General features: G+C 71.4%; 13 protein-coding genes and 4 tRNA genes. 10 read left to right on the top strand and 7 right to left on the bottom strand.

Features of this window, described 5'->3' with window-relative positions:
• The first annotated feature begins 217 nt into the window (after window positions 1–217).
• The 4 genes from DEJ19_RS09305 to DEJ19_RS09290 are packed head-to-tail and all read left to right on the top strand — an operon-like array spanning window position 218 to window position 3,402.
• Window positions 218–670: a hypothetical protein gene (locus DEJ19_RS09305; RefSeq protein WP_146250622.1), complete on the top strand. Its 453-nt coding sequence runs from the start codon at window positions 218–220 to the stop codon at window positions 668–670.
• Window positions 667–1,842: a zinc-dependent alcohol dehydrogenase gene (locus tag DEJ19_RS09300; protein WP_111232759.1), complete on the top strand. Its 1,176-nt coding sequence runs from the start codon at window positions 667–669 to the stop codon at window positions 1,840–1,842. Before DEJ19_RS09305 ends, DEJ19_RS09300 begins: the two co-directional genes overlap by 4 nt.
• A 51-nt stretch (window positions 1,843–1,893) precedes the next feature.
• On the top strand, window positions 1,894–2,871 hold the full coding sequence (locus DEJ19_RS09295; RefSeq protein ID WP_220035297.1) for a DUF1345 domain-containing protein: 978 nt from the start codon (window positions 1,894–1,896) through the stop codon (window positions 2,869–2,871).
• A gap of 30 nt (window positions 2,872–2,901) precedes the next feature.
• Complete coding sequence (locus DEJ19_RS09290) at window positions 2,902–3,402, top strand: GNAT family N-acetyltransferase (protein WP_111232760.1); 501 nt, start codon at window positions 2,902–2,904, stop codon at window positions 3,400–3,402.
• Window positions 3,403–3,406: 4 nt separating this feature from the next.
• Here the strand turns inward: DEJ19_RS09290 and DEJ19_RS09285 are convergent, their stop codons facing one another.
• Together DEJ19_RS09285 and DEJ19_RS09280 are read right to left on the bottom strand one after the other, a co-directional pair.
• Window positions 3,407–4,459: a BLUF domain-containing protein gene (locus DEJ19_RS09285; protein WP_181441476.1), complete on the bottom strand. Its 1,053-nt coding sequence runs from the start codon at window positions 4,457–4,459 to the stop codon at window positions 3,407–3,409.
• A 246-nt stretch (window positions 4,460–4,705) separates the two neighbouring features.
• A complete protein-coding gene (locus DEJ19_RS09280; protein WP_111232762.1) occupies window positions 4,706–5,200 on the bottom strand; it encodes a hypothetical protein in 495 nt (164 codons plus the stop codon).
• Window positions 5,201–5,496: 296 nt separating this feature from the next.
• Here DEJ19_RS09280 and DEJ19_RS09275 point away from each other — a divergent pair, with 296 nt between their 5' ends.
• Complete coding sequence (locus DEJ19_RS09275) at window positions 5,497–5,679, top strand: helix-hairpin-helix domain-containing protein (RefSeq protein ID WP_111232763.1); 183 nt, start codon at window positions 5,497–5,499, stop codon at window positions 5,677–5,679.
• Window positions 5,680–5,689: 10 nt separating this feature from the next.
• Here DEJ19_RS09275 and DEJ19_RS09270 read toward each other — a convergent pair whose 3' ends face one another.
• The 5 genes from DEJ19_RS09270 to DEJ19_RS09250 form a co-directional block, all read right to left on the bottom strand.
• Window positions 5,690–6,874: an MFS transporter gene (locus DEJ19_RS09270; protein ID WP_258377354.1), complete on the bottom strand. Its 1,185-nt coding sequence runs from the start codon at window positions 6,872–6,874 to the stop codon at window positions 5,690–5,692.
• A gap of 86 nt (window positions 6,875–6,960) precedes the next feature.
• Window positions 6,961–7,875, bottom strand: coding sequence for a helix-turn-helix transcriptional regulator (locus DEJ19_RS09265; RefSeq protein WP_111232765.1), 915 nt, complete (start codon window positions 7,873–7,875; stop codon window positions 6,961–6,963).
• 127 nt (window positions 7,876–8,002) lie between these two features.
• A tRNA-Val gene (locus DEJ19_RS09260) sits at window positions 8,003–8,077 on the bottom strand.
• Window positions 8,078–8,124: 47 nt separating this feature from the next.
• Window positions 8,125–8,198, bottom strand: a tRNA-Cys gene (locus tag DEJ19_RS09255).
• Window positions 8,199–8,280: 82 nt separating this feature from the next.
• A tRNA-Gly gene (locus DEJ19_RS09250) sits at window positions 8,281–8,352 on the bottom strand.
• A 215-nt stretch (window positions 8,353–8,567) separates the two neighbouring features.
• On the opposite strand from DEJ19_RS09250, the gene DEJ19_RS09245 reads away from it, so the two are divergent.
• From DEJ19_RS09245 to DEJ19_RS09225, 5 genes are all read left to right on the top strand, one after another.
• Window positions 8,568–8,640: transfer RNA gene (locus DEJ19_RS09245), tRNA-Val, on the top strand.
• 115 nt (window positions 8,641–8,755) lie between these two features.
• Window positions 8,756–10,306, top strand: a complete 1,551-nt coding sequence (locus tag DEJ19_RS09240; RefSeq protein ID WP_111232766.1) for a DUF3375 family protein — start codon at window positions 8,756–8,758, stop codon at window positions 10,304–10,306.
• Window positions 10,303–11,091: a DUF4194 domain-containing protein gene (locus DEJ19_RS09235; protein ID WP_111232767.1), complete on the top strand. Its 789-nt coding sequence runs from the start codon at window positions 10,303–10,305 to the stop codon at window positions 11,089–11,091. The genes DEJ19_RS09240 and DEJ19_RS09235 overlap by 4 nt, the downstream gene beginning before the upstream one ends.
• Window positions 11,088–14,456, top strand: coding sequence for an ATP-binding protein (locus tag DEJ19_RS09230; protein ID WP_111232768.1), 3,369 nt, complete (start codon window positions 11,088–11,090; stop codon window positions 14,454–14,456). The genes DEJ19_RS09235 and DEJ19_RS09230 overlap by 4 nt, the downstream gene beginning before the upstream one ends.
• 777 nt (window positions 14,457–15,233) lie before the next feature.
• Complete coding sequence (locus tag DEJ19_RS09225) at window positions 15,234–15,548, top strand: hypothetical protein (RefSeq protein WP_146250624.1); 315 nt, start codon at window positions 15,234–15,236, stop codon at window positions 15,546–15,548.
• Window positions 15,549–15,603: the final 55 nt, after the last annotated feature.

The following is a 15,603-nucleotide window of genomic DNA, read 5'->3' as shown; positions in this document are numbered from 1 at the left end:
ATCACGGACAACCCGGGACGGCGCCAGGGAGGCCACGCTCATCGTGGATCGACAGGAGCGACTCCGCGACCCCGACCGGCACGATCGCGCGGTCGTCGCTCCCGTCCCGTTGATCCGCACCGATGCGACTCAAGGAGGCCGCGATGGAACACACGACTCCCCGGCGGTGTGGCGCGAACGCGTCCGCTGCCCACCGACTCCTCGCTGGGACACCACGATGAGGGCCCGGAACCTCGCCGCCGCTGCGATGGTCACGGCTGCCGTCGGCATCGTCGTCTCGCGCCGCCGACGCGGCGCACCCGGGCCCGCACGGAAGGGGCTGGCCGAACCGCGTTCCGGCTGGCATGCGGTCACGGTGAACCGCGGGCAGGACGAGGTGCTGCCAGGCGGGCGGATCCCCGCGCCGCTCACGGCGTTCGGGCAGGACGTCGAGGTGGAGGCCCGTCCCGCGCCCGGCGATCGTGGCACCGAGCTCCGTGCCCGGTTCCGTGGCGGCGGCCCGGATTCTCAGGGTCGGCTGCGGGCCGCTCTGCGTGAGGCGAAGCAACTCATCGAGGTCGGCGAGGTGCTCCGGGTGGATCCGGTCCCCCACGGCCGACGGAAGGCCACACCCACCGGCGCGTTGGTGGACGTGGCGACGAAACGGAGCAACGAGGAGGGTGTGCTGTGAAGGCGCTCTGTTGGACCGGGGTCAACGAGACCGCGGTGGAGACGGTGGAGGACCCGAAGATCCTCAACGAGCACGACGTGATCCTGAAGGTTCGTCTGAGCACCACCTGCGGCTCGGACCTGCACCTGCTCGGCGGGTACATCCCGACCATGCGATCCGGTGACGTCCTGGGGCACGAGTTCATGGGCGAGGTCGTCGAGACGGGATCGGCCGTCACGAAGCACAAGGTGGGCGACCGGGTCGTCGTCTGCTCGTTCATCGCCTGCGGGCAGTGCTGGTACTGCACCCACGGGCAGTTCTCACTCTGCGACAACGGCAACCCGAACCCGGGGCTGACCGAGGCGATGTGGGGGTCGTCGATCGGCGGCTGCTTCGCCTACAGCCACGCGCTCGGCGGGTTCGCAGGCAGCCACGCCGAGTACGTCCGCGTGCCCTACGCCGATCAGGGGGCGTTCACGGTCCCCGATGGTGTGTCCGACACGGCCGCCCTGTTCGCCTCCGATGCCGCACCCACCGGGTGGACCGGAGCCGACCTGGCCGGGATCACACCGGGTGACACCGTCGCAGTGTGGGGCGCCGGTGGTGTGGGCCAGATGGCCGCTCGTGCAGCGATGCTCCTCGGCGCCGAGCAGGTGATCGTGATCGACCGTCTGCCCGAACGGCTGCGACAGGTGCGCGAGCACATCGGTGCCGAGACGCTCGACTACACGAGCGACGCCGTGCTCCCGGAACTCAAGGAACGCACCGGCGGTCGGGGTCCCGACGTGTGCATCGAGGCCGTCGGCATGGAAGCGCACGGCACCGGACCGCTGTACCTGTACGACCAGGCCAAGCAGCAGCTGCGGTTGCAGACCGACCGGCCGACCGCCCTGCGCGAGGCGATCTACGCCTGCCGGAAGGGCGGCAGCCTGTTCTCACTCGGGGTCTTCGGTGGGCTCGTCGACAAGTTCCCGTTCGGCGCGATCATGAACAAGGGCATGACCGTCCGCGGCGCTCAGCAGCACGGGCACCGCTACATCCCGATGATCCTCGACCGCATCGCCGCGGGCGAGATCAGCACCGAGCACCTCGCCACGCACGTGATGCCACTGTCGCAAGGGCCGCGCGGGTACGAGATGTTCAAGAACAAGGACGACGGCTGCGTCCGCGCCGTCTTCACCCCCGGCGTGTGACGACCGACCACGCAGCGGACAGGAGGAAGGAACGACCATGAAGGCACGACGATGAACGATCGGATTCTCTCCACGCGCCGGGCCCTCGTCATCGTGGGGGTCGGGGTCCTGGCCGGGGTCGCGTTGACCTTCACCGGGGCTCCGTCCCTCGGGCCGCTCGCGGCCTGGTGCACGGCCGGCCTGATCGCGCTGGTCCAGGTCTGGCACAAGTGCTGGCGCCAGGACGCCGACGGCACCGAGCGTCTCGCACGCGAGGAGTCCGAGACACGGGTCAGTGACAACGCGCTCATCGTGGCCTGTTTCGCGAGTCTCGCCGCCGTCGTCCTGGCGCTGAGCGAAGCCAGCCAGGCGCGAGATCCGGCCTCCGTCGCGGCGGTCATCCTGGGCGTGCTCGGCACGATGGTGGCGTGGGCGTTGGTCAACACGGTCTACGCCTTGAAGTACGCCCGGATGTTCTTCCTCGACCACCGGGGCGGCGGGTTCGACGTCAAGCAGGACGGGCGGCCGACCTACAGCGACTTCGCCTACTTCGCCTTCACGATCGGCATGTCGTACGCGGCACCAGAGGTCGAGCCGGACGACAGCGAGACCCGGCGGAAGGCGTTGCCGCACGCGCTGCTGTCGTACTTCTTCGGGACGGTGCTGATCGCGGTCGCCCATCAACCTGGTGACGAACCTCGGTCAGGGGTGAGCGGAGGAATCCTCGTCGCCCCTAGGCTGACCGGCGTGACCGACCTCGCTCCTGACCAGACCGCGCCGAGCGCCGCCGGGTCCCCCGCATCGGCAGCCGTGCCGGTACCGCCCCTGAGCCTGCTCGCGGTGGTGGCGATCGCCCTCGCGTTCGTGGCACCGATCGGCGGTCTCGTCGTCGGGTTCATCGCGCGGCGCGACGTGCGACTGACCGGTGAGCGGGGCGACGGCATCGCGTTCGCAGCGATCCTGATCGGGGCGACGCTGACGTTGTTCGGGGTCATCGTGCCGCTGTTCCTCGGCGGTGCCGGGTTCTTCGACCTGGACCTCCAGCTCTGAGCACCGGACGCCGGTCGTTACCCTGATCGAGTGGGGAACGATGACGACGTCTCGACGCTGATCCGCCCGGCCACGCTCGCTGATGCGGATGCGATCGCCCACGTGCACACGGTGTCGTGGCGAGAGACCTACGGCCGGTTCGTCGACGACCCGGACACGAGCCCGTGGTTCGACGCGGGTCGCCGGGTCGACATGTGGCGGTCGACGCTCGCGAGCTCTGACGCCCGAGGAGCCGTCCGGGTCGCCCTCGACAGTTCCGGGGTCGTGGGCTTCGCCGCGGCGCAGACGACCCCCGAGCCGGATGCCGTCCGCCCCGAGGAGCTGACGACGCTCTACGTCCTGGCCCGTGCGCAAGGAACCGGCGCCGGCCAGGCACTCCTCGACACCGTGCTCGCCGATCGTCCGGCGTCGCTGTGGGTGGCAGCGGACAACCCGCGGGCGCACGCCTTCTACCGGCGGAACGGCTTCACGCCCGACGGTGCCGAGTCGGCGTTCGGACCCATCCCGCGGACAGTCCGGTTGGTTCGCTGAAGCGTCAGTCCACGGCCGGCGCGGAGATGTCCCACACGGTGGTCTCCTCGTACTGCTCGGACCAGCCGCGGCGCATGCGGGCGGCGGCACGGTCGAACGCGTCGACGACGTCGGTGTCCGGCGTCAGCAGCGCCTGCAGGCGGATGCCGTCGTAGAGGGCGAGCAGCTGCTGTGCCCCGCGGATCGGGTCCATCGTCGCCGGTTCGCGGCCGGCGCGGACGTCTTCCTGCAGCGCGGTGCGGACGGTCTCGCGGAACTGCAGGTACGCGGACCGGTAGTAGTCGGCGCCGTCCGTCGACGGGTCGGTCGAGATGGCCAGCGTCGCGGCGATCAGGCGCATGAGGGACGGGTCCTCGGCGTGGGCGGAGAGCAGCGCGTGCAGGAACGCCACCGTGCCCTTCTCACCGGCGAGCGGCAGCAGCGGTGCCGACACCGCGCGGGTCCACCGCATCACCGCGGCGGCCAGCAGTGCGTGCTCGGAGGGGAAGAGCTCGAGGAGCTCGGCCTGCCGCATCCCCGACCGGGACGCGACGCCCTCGAGCGAGAAGCGTGACAGTCCCCCGTCGTGGATGAGCGCGATCGCACCGTTGATCGCCCGGGTGCGCGGGACTTCCTCGTCGGCGGCGTTCTGGTTCGTCAGTGGTGCCAGCGGGTGCTTCCGGAACCAGTCCAGGAGTGCGCGAGCGCGGGAGGCCCCGAACGCCGGATCGGTCGGGCGACCCGGGCTGAACAGGTCGCTGAACCCCGGAACGTCGTGCATCAGCGGGTCGAGGGACTGGAACGCCATCGACCAGTCCGGGAACGAGCGCTGGGCGATCGGCTCGTCGAGCAGCACCCGGACGTTCGTGTGCCGCGGGTCGGCCCGGACCTGGTCGAAGCGCTCGCGGACGACGTCGTCCTCGCCCTCGATGATCCCGATGCAGTTGTCGTCGCGGTGCGCGAGCATGCCGGTGACGCCGAGCCGGGTGTTCTTCTCGCGACCGACCGCCAGGATCTGGGCGAGTTCGGAATCCGTGATCGGACGGGTCTGGGTGCTGGTGTAGACGAGCGATCGCATGGTGCTGCTTCCTGGTCGGACGGTCCCCCGGTGTGTGGGAGGCGCCGCCGTGTCGAACCCGAATCGACTCGACGGCACCTCGTGGTCACCGTAACCAGCGGCGACCACCTTCACTGCGACGCAAGACGGTCCGTGGCTCATCGGCACCCGGAGGATGCCGACCTCTGAATGGAACCATCCGGCGTCGGTCCGCGGTACCCCCACAATGGGGAACGCACGTTCTCCGGCTGTTCCTCGGGGTTCGCGTCAGTGCGCGCGGTCGCCCGACGGAGGCGTCTCGAAGATGCGCTCACCCGTCGTCGGGTCCCACCCGATGGTGCGGGGTCCCGCTGATCGCGGGCGTCGTTCGTCCCGCGGGAAGAACGGACGGGCACTGGGCAGGTAGCTGAGCACCGCGGCGACGACGACGCAGACGGCGTCGACGAGGCTCCAGTCCACGCCGTCGGTGGCGATGGTGAGCACTTCGCTGAAGGCAGTCAGCCCGGCGATGATGGCGAGCCAGAGTCGCGCGTTCCCGGAGCCTCGTCCCATCCGCGTCGCCAGCCACACGAACAGTGCCGACCAGGCGAGGACGAGGACGAGCCCGAGCGACGCCCCGATGATCGCGCCGCCGGCTTCGCGCATGGACACGACCATGCCGGGCGCAGCGGCCACGAGGCTGATGATGACGGACGCCCACCAGAGCGCCACGGCGACCGTGACGACCCGCGGTCGCGTGCGCTGTTCGGTGTGCTGTTCCATCAGGTGCTCCCCCGTCGTTCCGCTGGATGCGGCCCGACGATCCTACGATGACGGCGAGGAACCCCGGTCTCGCTGCCTAGGGGCGGTAGTCCTCGCGACATGGCGGGACCTGCGCCGCGTGCGAATCGGTGAACGGCTTCGCGCCCCACATCCCGCCCAGCGTCTTCGCGACCGTCGTGAGCAACCAGCCCAGTCCTCGTGCCACGGTGCTCAGGATCCTCATGGTGCCCCCTCGTCGGGCCCGACCTGCGTGGTCGCCCGTTTGCCACGCTACCGCCGACACGTACCGTTGGCACATGGACGGAACCGATCTCCCGCGCATCGGAGCACCGGCGACGAGGGCGCTCCAGGCCGCCGGAGTGCACACGCTCGCCGACGTCCGCCGTGTCGGTGTCGATCAACTCGCACGGCTGCACGGAATCGGACCGACGGCGCTCCGACGGCTCAGGGAAGCGCTCGAGGCCGAAACAGACCACTGAATCCGGTGGCCTACGCGTCCCGCCGAGCAGCAACCGCCGACGGCAACCGCGATGCCACGAGCGTCCCGACCAGCGCCACGACCGCGAACGCTGCGAACCCGAAGGGCAGCCCGATCGCGCTGCCGACACCACCGACGACGAGCGGTCCCACGGCGTCCCCGGTCTCGCGCCCGAGCTCTGCTGAGCCCATGGTGCGACCGAGCCGGTCCGGCGGAGTCGACCCGGCGAGGTGCGCGAACGCAACGGGCGTCAGCGTGGCGACACCGGCCCCGGCGAGCAGCGCCGCGATGAAGACCGCCACCGCGGACGGCGCGACGGCGACCACCAGGAAGGCCGCGGCAACCGCGGCCGTCCCGGCCACACCCGCCACCCCGGTACCGAGACGCCCGGCGTCGTGCAGTCGGCCGGCGACGGGCTGCACGAGCGACGACGTCACCGCGAGGACGGCGACCGCGAGCGTCGACACCAGGAGCGGGATGCCGAGCTCGGTACCGAGCGCGGGGAGCATCCCGGTCAGTGCACCGATCGCAGCGCTGCCGACGGCCAGGACGACGACCGGGATCAGGAACTGGCGGTCCGTGGCCGCTCGGACCATCACGGCGAGCGTGGCCCGCTGCCGGGGCAGGGGCACGATCGGCTCGACGGCGATCAGCACCGCCACTGCCGTCACGAGGGCCATCACGACCAGGATCCCGAAGAGCCACTGCGTGCTGCCGAACTGCACCACGAGTGCACCGATCACCGGTCCCCCGGCGTAGCCGAGACCCTTCCACGAGCCGTACCGACCGAAGTACGTCCCGCGACGATGCGCCGGCACGAGTCGCGCGACCGCGGCGGACGACGCCGGCGAGAACGCGGAGGCTCCGGCACCCTGCAGCAGGCGGGCGAGCCCGAGCCAGAACGGTCCGGTCCCGAACACGCCGATGAGCGAGGCCGCCGCGAACACGATGAGTCCGCCGACGATCACCGGCCGCGGGCCGATGCGGTCGGAGAGTGCGCCGAAGACCGGCTTGAGGACGAGTTCGGCGACGTCGTAGAGCGCCAGGAAGAGCCCCAGCCACGCGAGCGTCAGACCGAGTTCGAGGTGCTCGCCGCCGACCGCCGCGGCGATGCCGTTCGCCCCGAAGGCGGTCACGAACCCCGCGGCGTACAGCGGAGCGAGCCGAGGGGGCGTGGTCGTCGACGGGGCGGTCACGTGACCACCCTGGCGGACGGCGGACCAGACCGCCAGCGACGGTCGGTGGGTGTCGGTGCGTGCGCCGCCGACGACGACCGATCTGGTCAGTGCGTCCGGTGACCGTCCGTGCCGTACATCTCACGTCGCAGGCGGGTGAACCGTCCCTGGTTGCTGAACCCCCACTTCGCCGCGACGTCCTTGATCAGCTTCGACTCATCGTCGAGGAGCTCCCGGTGCGCCTCGGCGAGCCGGGCGCGGCGCAGGTAGGTCATCGGCGTCATGTCGAGTTGCCGACGGAAGGTCGAATGGAGTCCGCGGGAAGACACCCGTGCCGCCGCCGCCACGTCCTCGAGGGTGATCGGGTCGCTCAGGTGCGAGTCCATGTACGCGGCGGCCCGCCGGACCGTTGCCGCCCCCGCCCCGGTGCCGGCCAAGACCCGCGTGACGGTCTCGAACGGCAGTGCCCAGGTCGCGACGCTGAGCAGGTAGTCGAACGCGGCGGTGCGGACCAGCTCGTTCCGGAACGCAGAGTCCACCCGGACGACGTTCTGGTGGACGTGGGAGACCGCCTGTGCCCAGACGTCGGCACGTTCCGGGATCGGCCGGTGGCCGTGGAGCCGGAGGACGCCGGTGTCGGCTCCCTCGGCACGGACGGCGTGCTGGAGGAGCGAGGACTCCGGCATGTTGACGACGAGCAGCTCCGAACCGTCGTACTCGGCGACGGTCTCCTCCTGACCGAAGAGCACCCCGCCGAGCTCTCCGCCGTCACCGTGCTCGGTCCGGAGTCCGCCGCCGAGTCGGGTGGCCGAGGTGAAGACCCCCGCCGGCTCGACGGTCACCTGCGCGTGGAAGCCCATCGAGAGGCGCGCGATGCTCAGTCGGTCGTCGCCACGGATGTCCGCGCGGAACCGCACCCGACCACGCGGCGGCTCGAGGCGCACCTTCGGGTACATCTCCCCGAGTACTTCACTGACCGCGTCGAAGTCGACGGTGTCCTGCTGCAGCATCATCACGGTCATGCGGTGGTCGTTCTCCCAACAGCCTGCTCGGCTCCGAACGTCCCCACGCTAGCCCACAGCCGCTGGCACGATCCACGAACGACGAAGCCCCCGACCGGACCTGGTGGTCCTGCCGGGGGCTTCGTGGTGGTGGGCGATACTGGGATCGAACCAGTGACCTCTTCCGTGTCAGGGAAGCGCGCTACCGCTGCGCCAATCGCCCAAGTCCCTGCGTGGACCGGAGTCCATCAAGGTCTTGGAGGGTGGATCTGGAGGTGGGGACGGGATTCGAACCCGCATGGACGGCTTTGCAGGCCGCTGCCTAGCCTCTCGGCCACCCCACCATCGAGGTTCACGTCTCCGTGAGTACCCGAACGGTGGGATACCCTCTGGTGAGTCGCGGGCCTTCAAGAAGACCCACACTCGAGCGGATGACGAGATTCGAACTCGCGACCCTCACCTTGGCAAGGTGATGCGCTACCACTGCGCCACATCCGCACTTGTCGTTCCGCTGTCGCGGCGACGACGTAAACTCTATACGCACCGGGGCACTTCCACCAAAATCCTCCCCGTTCACCGGGCGTGTCCCCCGAGTTCATGCGGATCGGGGCGGTTCGACACCCCCTGCGGACAGCGCGCCACACCCGGGCCGCGCGACGTGTTCGATGCACCGCCGGACTTCCGCTAGTATCGATCCGCACGAACAGTGCAGGGGGCGATTGGCGCAGTTGGTAGCGCGCTTCGTTCACACCGAAGAGGTCATCAGTTCGAGTCTGGTATCGCCCACGTAGCAACACGAACACCACCGACAAGAGCCCGACGCAGCAGCGTCGGGCTCTTGTCATCTCATCAGGCCGCAGCACGCGGGCCAGACCACCAGCACGATCGGACGAAGGGGCGCATGACCGACGTCGACCTCGAGTTCGCCCGGGTCCGAGCGGTCCTCGACCGTCCGACCCTGCGGCTCATGTCCCGGCCGACCAGTGCCACGGTCCTCGCCGTGTTCCGCACGGTCTTCGATCGCGACGTGCAGTACGTCCCCGCCGACCGCATGCACCTGCAGGTCGAGGAGCACGTCGCGCGCCTGCAGGCGGCGGGTGCCCGCGTGCCCGCCAGCGACCAGGCGGTGCCGGCAGTCGGCGAGCCGACCGAGGGCGCGCAGGAGGCCCGCCCGAACGGCCGCGCGCTGTGCCGCGAGTGGGTCGGCGCCCAGTGGCTCGTCCGCTCGAACTCCCCCGACGGCGACGAGCAGTACTCCCTGACGAGCCACGCCCTCGAGGCGCTGAGCCTCGTCGACGCCCTGTCGGCCGACCGCGCCCTGATCAGCGAGAGCCGGCTGGCGATGATCGTCGACGCCGTGCACCGGTGGGCGGCCCGGGCCGAACCCGACCCCGACGTGCGGATCCGCCGGATCGACGCCCAGATCGCCGAGCTGCAGGCCGAACGGGAGCGCCTGGAGCACGGCGACGACGTCGTCTCCGTCGACGACGACCGGATGCGCGACGGGTACACGAACATCTCCGACCTGATCCGGCAGCTGCCGAGTGACTTCAAGCGCGTGGAAGAAGCGGTCGCGACGATGCACCGCTCGATCGTCGAGGACTTCCGGCAAGAGGTCCGCCCCATCGGCGAGATCCTCGACGACTACCTGGCGCGCACGGACAACCTGATGGAAGCGACGCCCGAGGGCCGTGCCTTCGAGGGCGCCTTCGAGCTCCTCCGCGACGACGCCCTGCTCCTGCGGCTCCGCGACGACATCGCGACGATCCTGGCGCACCCGTTCGCGCAGGGTCTCGGAGCGGGCGAGCGTCGGGCCTTCCGCAACACCGTGACGATCCTGCGCCAGGGCATCGAGGACGTCCTCGCCCAGCGCCGTCAGCTCACCGCCACGCTCCGCGACCAGATCGTGGCCCACGACGTGGTGCGCGACCGCGAGCTCGACGCGGTGCTCCGCTCGATCAACCGCGGCCTCGCCACCCTGATGGACCAGGGCGGCGCACGCGACCGGATCCCGCTGCCGCTCCTGCCGGCGGCCGCCGAGGTCGGCACGCTGCGCGAGCGCTTCTACGACCCGGACGCCGAGTCCGTGCCGCCGCCCATCGAGGAACCCGACGACGACGTCTTCGAGGACCTCGACGTCGAGATGCTCCGCAAGCACGGTGGGCCGCTCCTGACCGAGCTGCGCGCGGCACTCCGCTTCGCCGAGGCCGACTCCAGCGTCGACGCGTTCCACGGGCTGCCGCCCGAGCAGCGCCGTCCGGTCGAGCTCTTCGGCCTCGCGCACCTGCTGACGGGGCGCGACGACTTCGAGTCCGCCGCGCACGTCGCCGAGCACCGCACGGTCCGCCCCGACGGCACCGCGATCACCTTCCACATGCCCACCGCTGCGCTCGACGACGAGCACCGTCCGGTCGGCGACACACACGACGAGAACGCACAGGAGGCACGGTGAGCGACACGACGCCGGCACCGGTCGACGACACGGTCCCCTACGACGACCCCGCATCCGTGATGCAGGACGACGAGCGTGACGAGTCCAGCTTCGCCCTCTTCGAGGGCGACGAGGGCCGGCTCGACGAGCACCAGCGACGCGCCCTGGTGGCCCTGCTGCGGCACTCGTACGTCAGCTCCCGCACACACCCCGACGAGTGGGGTGCGGTGCTCGACGCCGAGTACCAGCTGCGGTCCCGCCTGAACGACCTGTTCCTCGAGCTGCACGTCGACCGTGACCGCGAGGTCGCGTGGAAGCGCCAGGCCCGGTCGGAGAGCCAGCGCCGCACGTTCCCGACCCTGCTCCGTGACCTGCCGTACACCCGCGAGGAGACGATCGTCCTCGTCTACCTGCGGATGCGCCTGCGCGCCGACGCCCGACCGGGCCCGGACCAGGTCGTCGTCGACCGCTCCGAGATCCTCGGGCACGTGGCGGGTTTCCGTCCGGCGACCGCGACCGACCGCACCCGCGACGAGGGCCGTGTCACCAAGGCGATCGAGCGCCTCGTGACCGCACGCATCCTGATCCGCACCTCCGACCCGGACCGCTTCCGGGTGGCGAGCGTCGTCGAGGTGCTGCTCCCCCTGGAGCGCCTGCTCGAACTGGACACCTGGTTGCGGACCACCACCGCGCAGGGTGACGCGACCACCCCGGGCGGCGAGCCGACCGACGGGGACGACCCGGGCCTCCCGGCAGACGGCGAAGCCGAGACCGACACCGACGACGAAGGCGAGACGGAAGCGTGACCGACACGTTCGAGATCCCGGCGCTCTTCGACACGGTCGCGCAGTGGCGCGCCGAGTCGATGCAGGTCGTCAACTGGGGTGGGTTCCACGGCCACCGGCAGGTCGAGCTGTCCGGCACGGCGACGCTCATCTCCGGCGCCTCGGGCACCGGCAAGTCCACGCTGATGGACGCCTACCTGGCCGTGATGATGCCGTCCGACGTGCCGTTCAACGGCGCCTCCAACGACGCCACCACCGGCCGCGCCCGCAGCGCCGACCAGCGCAACCTGCTCACGTACCTGCGCGGCAAGGTCGACACCCGGCGCGACCCGGAGACCGGCAGCCTGCGCGACGTGAACCTGCGCGGCGACGACCAGACCACCTGGGGCGCTGCGGCGGTCACGTTCCGGAACGACGACGAGCGACGCTTCACGGTGCTGCGTGCGTACATCGTGCCGAAGCGCGCCCGCGGGGTCGGCGACATCCAGATGACCATGGCGACGGTCGACGACACCTTCGACCTGCGCCGGCTCGAGGAGTTCGTGCCGTCGCGGTTCCACCACCTCGAGCTGACCGGCCGCGTGCCGGGGCTCGTCATCCGCGACACCTACCAGGAGCTCGCGTACACGCTGCAGACGCGGCTGGGCATCGGTGACTCCGGCGGCGGCAACCGGGCGATGCGCCTGCTCGCCCGGATCCAGGCCGGCCAGCACCTGCCGACCGTCGACGCGCTGTACAAGTCGCTCGTGCTCGAGACCCCCGGCACGTACGAGGCGGCCGACCGGGCCCTCGCGCACTTCTCCGCCCTCGACGAGGCGTACGAGGCGATGGACACCGAGGAGCGCAAGGTCCGCATCCTCTCCCCCATCACCGACCTGCACGACGAGATCTCGCGCGCGACCGAGGCCGCAGCGGCCCTGGACGGCATCGCGACCGGCGCCGAGGTGTCGCCGTTCGCGCACTGGACGGCCTCGCGGAAGCGCGACCTGCTCGACGCCGAGGTGTCGCGCAACGCCCGCGAGCGAACGGCATCGCGCGCCGAGGTCGCCGCGGCCGAGGCCCGGCACGCCGCCGTCGAGATCGAACTGCGCGACGCCGAGGCCCGGCTCCGCGACCAGGGCGGCAACGCACTCGCCCAGCTCGAGGACCGCATCGAACGGCTCACCCGTGAGCGCGACGCCGTGGTCCGCACCCGCGCCACCTTCGACGAGCGCACGGCGGTGCTCGGGGTCCCGGTCTCCTCGGAGCAGGACTTCATCGGGATCCAGCGTGCCTCGCACGAGTTCCTCGGGTCGTACGCCGACGCGCGCACCGCCCTCGACGAACGCCGCGACGCCCTGACCCGAGAGGAGTACCCGCTCCTCGACCGCGAGCGGTCCCTGCGGCAGGAGCGCCAGTCGCTCGAACACCGGCAGGGCGCCATGCCGCTGCCGATGCACGAGGCACGGCTCGCGATGGCCCGCGCCGCCGGCATCGACCCGGCCGAGCTGCCCTTCGTGGCGGAACTGCTCGACGTGCTGCCCGGCGAGGAGCGCTGGCGCACGGCCATCGAGTCCGTCCTGGCACCCGTCGCCCGCACGTTGCTCGTCGACCAGGACCGCCTCGGCGACTTCAGCGAGGCGATCGACGCACTGCGCCTGCCTGTCCGCGTGCAGTTCGAGGGTGTGCCGACCGGCCCGCACCTGGACCTCGACGGCGACCCGGCGATGGTGTCCGGCAAGCTCGCCATCAAGCCGTCGCCGTTCAGCACCTGGGTGCGCGAGCGGATCGAGTCCGACCGCACCGACGCCCGCTGTGTCGCCTCGGCGTCGGACCTCGGCGGTGGTGGCCGCCGGGTCACCGAGTCCGGGCAGCTGCGGGACGGCCGTCGTGGCGCGCACGGTGACCGCCGCCAGTCGAACGTCATCGGCTTCACGAACGAGGCCCGCGTCGCCGCGGTCGAGCAGGAGCTCGCCTCGATCGCGCAGGACCTCGCGACGCTCGAGGCCCGCCGCACCGACGTCGCACAGGACCTCACGGCGCTCGACGTGCTCCGTGCCGCGCACCAGCACGTGGTCGACGCCACGTGGGCCGCGATCGACGTCGACGGGCTGGGGACGTCCCTCGCCCGGCTCGACGAGGAACGGCAGGCGCTTCTCGCCGCCGACGACGGCCTCCGGACGCTGCGGGCCTCGGTCGCCCGGCTCCGGAAGTCCCTCGACGAGGCGGCGGACCGTCGCTCCGCCGCACGCCTGTCCGTCCAGCGGCTCGAGGAGCGCCACGCGGTGCTCGTCGACGGCCAGGACGCCGCCGCCGAGATCCTGGAGCGCTTCGACTCCTCGCCCGGTTCGCTGCCGGACGACCAGCAGGCCCGCCTGCTCGAGGAGACCTTCGAGGAGATCGGTGCCCCGGACGGCGTCGACGGGTTCGACGACGCCACCCGACGGCTGAAGCGCCGGCTCGAGGAGCGGCTCACGCAGGCGCTCGACGGTGCCGCGGCGGCCTCGACCTCGTTGACGCTGACGTTCCAGCGGTACCAGGACGCCTGGCCCGACCCGAACCTCGGCACCGGCGTCGCGTCGTACCCGGACTACCACGCGATCCTCGACCAGATCGTGGCGACCGGCCTGCACGCGCGTCGGAGCGAGTGGCGTCGACGCCTGTCGCAGTGGAGCGGCGAGGACCTCGTCCCGCTCGCCGGCGCCTTCGACCGCGCCGTCGTCGAGATCGAGGAGCGCCTCGAGCCGGTCAACGAGATCCTGCGGGAGCTGCCGTTCGGCGCGAACCGGGACCGCCTGAAGATCCAGATCCGCCGGGTCACCCGCGAGGACGTCACCGCCTTCCGCCGCGAGCTCCGCGCCCTGTCGGCCTCGGTCGACACCGAACTGACCGACGACGTGCTCGAGACGCGGTTCCGACGGCTCCGGCGCTTCATGGCGGTCATCCGGCCCGACCCGGACGCCGCCCGGGGCCGCACCACCCAGCGCGACGCGGTGCTCGACGTCCGCCGGCACATGGAGATCACAGCGGTCCGGTACGACACCGACGGCAACGACCTCGGCGTGTACTCGTCGCTCGGCGACAAGTCCGGTGGTGAGACGCAGGAGCTCGTGGCGTTCATCGTCGGCGCCGCGCTGCGCTACCAGCTCGGTGACGAGACCCGCCCACGGCCCCGGTTCGCGCCGGTGTTCCTCGACGAGGCGTTCATCAAGGCGGACTCGGAGTTCGCCGGCCGTGCCGTCACCGCGTGGCTCCGGCTCGGCTTCCAGCTCGTCGTGAGTGCGCCGCTCGACAAGGTCACGGCGCTCGAACCGTCGATGGAGCGGCTCCTGTCGATGCGCAAGCACCCCGAGACGGGCCACTCGTCCATCACCGAGATCGCCCGGGTGGAGCCGGCCGCCGTCTGACGCGGGCCGGGTCTGGTCCCGCGTGTCGGGCTGGTCAAGACACCCCGCTCAGGTCCGCCGAGGGGTCACGAACTGTCGGGTGGCGGCGCCGCCGCCGACAGTTCGTGACCACTCGACGCGCGGCAGGCGGGGTGTCCTGACCACCCGGCCCGCGCTCTGGACGCGACCGACAGCGGCCTGGAGGCGCGGTGCGGGCCCGCCACGGGCCTCCCGGCCGTCGTCCCGCCGGTCGCAACACCCCGCTCACCTCCGCGCGCTGGTCACGACGCGTCGCCTGGCGGCGCCGCAGCCGACGGTTCGTGACCACTCGACGCGCTGCAGGCGGGGTGTCCTGACCACCCGGCCCGCGCTCTGGTCGCGACCGACAGCGGCCTGGAGGCGCGGTGCGGGCCCGCCACGGGCCTCCCGGCCGTCGTCCCGCCGGTCGCAACACCCCGCTCACCTTCGCCGAGGGGTCACGAACTGTCGGGTGGCGGCGGCGCAGCCGACAGTTCGTGACCACTCGACGCGCGGCAGGCGGGGTGTCCCGACCACCCGGCCCGCGCTCTGGACGCGACCGACAGCGGCCTGGAGGCGCGCCACGGGCCCGCCACGGGCCTCCCGGCCGTCGTCCCGCCGGTCGCAACACCCCGCTCACCTCCGCCGAGCGGTCACGACGCGTCGCCTGGCGGCGCCGCAGCCGACAGTTCGTGACCACTCGACGCGCCGCAGGCGGGGTGTTCCGACCACGCGGCGGCCGGGCCGTCAGCGTGTCGACAGGTGCCGCACAGACGTTCCATGACCACTCGCCGCTACGGTGATGGCGTGTTCGGACGCCGCCGCTCCCCCAGTCCCCGCCCCGACGACGCTCCCGGTCTCGGCATCGGGGCCCTCGTGCAGGTCATCGACACCGATCGCGCTGGCGAGCAGTGGGCCGACGAGCCGATCGGGGTGATCGTGGCACCCGGCGGGAGTCAGATCGGCGGGACACAGCGCACGTGGACCGTCGCCTTCGATGAGCCCGCGTACACGAAGGACGGCCGCGGCCCCTTCGAGCGCGCGACCGTCCTGAGTCGTCAGCTGGTGCCGGTCACGACCGACAGCAACGAGTAGTCCGGGTCAGGGACTCAGTACTCCTCGGAGCCGCTCTTCATCATGGCCGCGACGG

It is taken from the genome of Curtobacterium sp. MCSS17_016 (assembly GCF_003234255.2).
In the GTDB taxonomy this organism is placed as follows: domain Bacteria; phylum Actinomycetota; class Actinomycetes; order Actinomycetales; family Microbacteriaceae; genus Curtobacterium; species Curtobacterium flaccumfaciens.
Note: the sequence above shows the minus strand (reverse complement) of the source record. Positions and strands in the feature narration are given on the sequence as shown.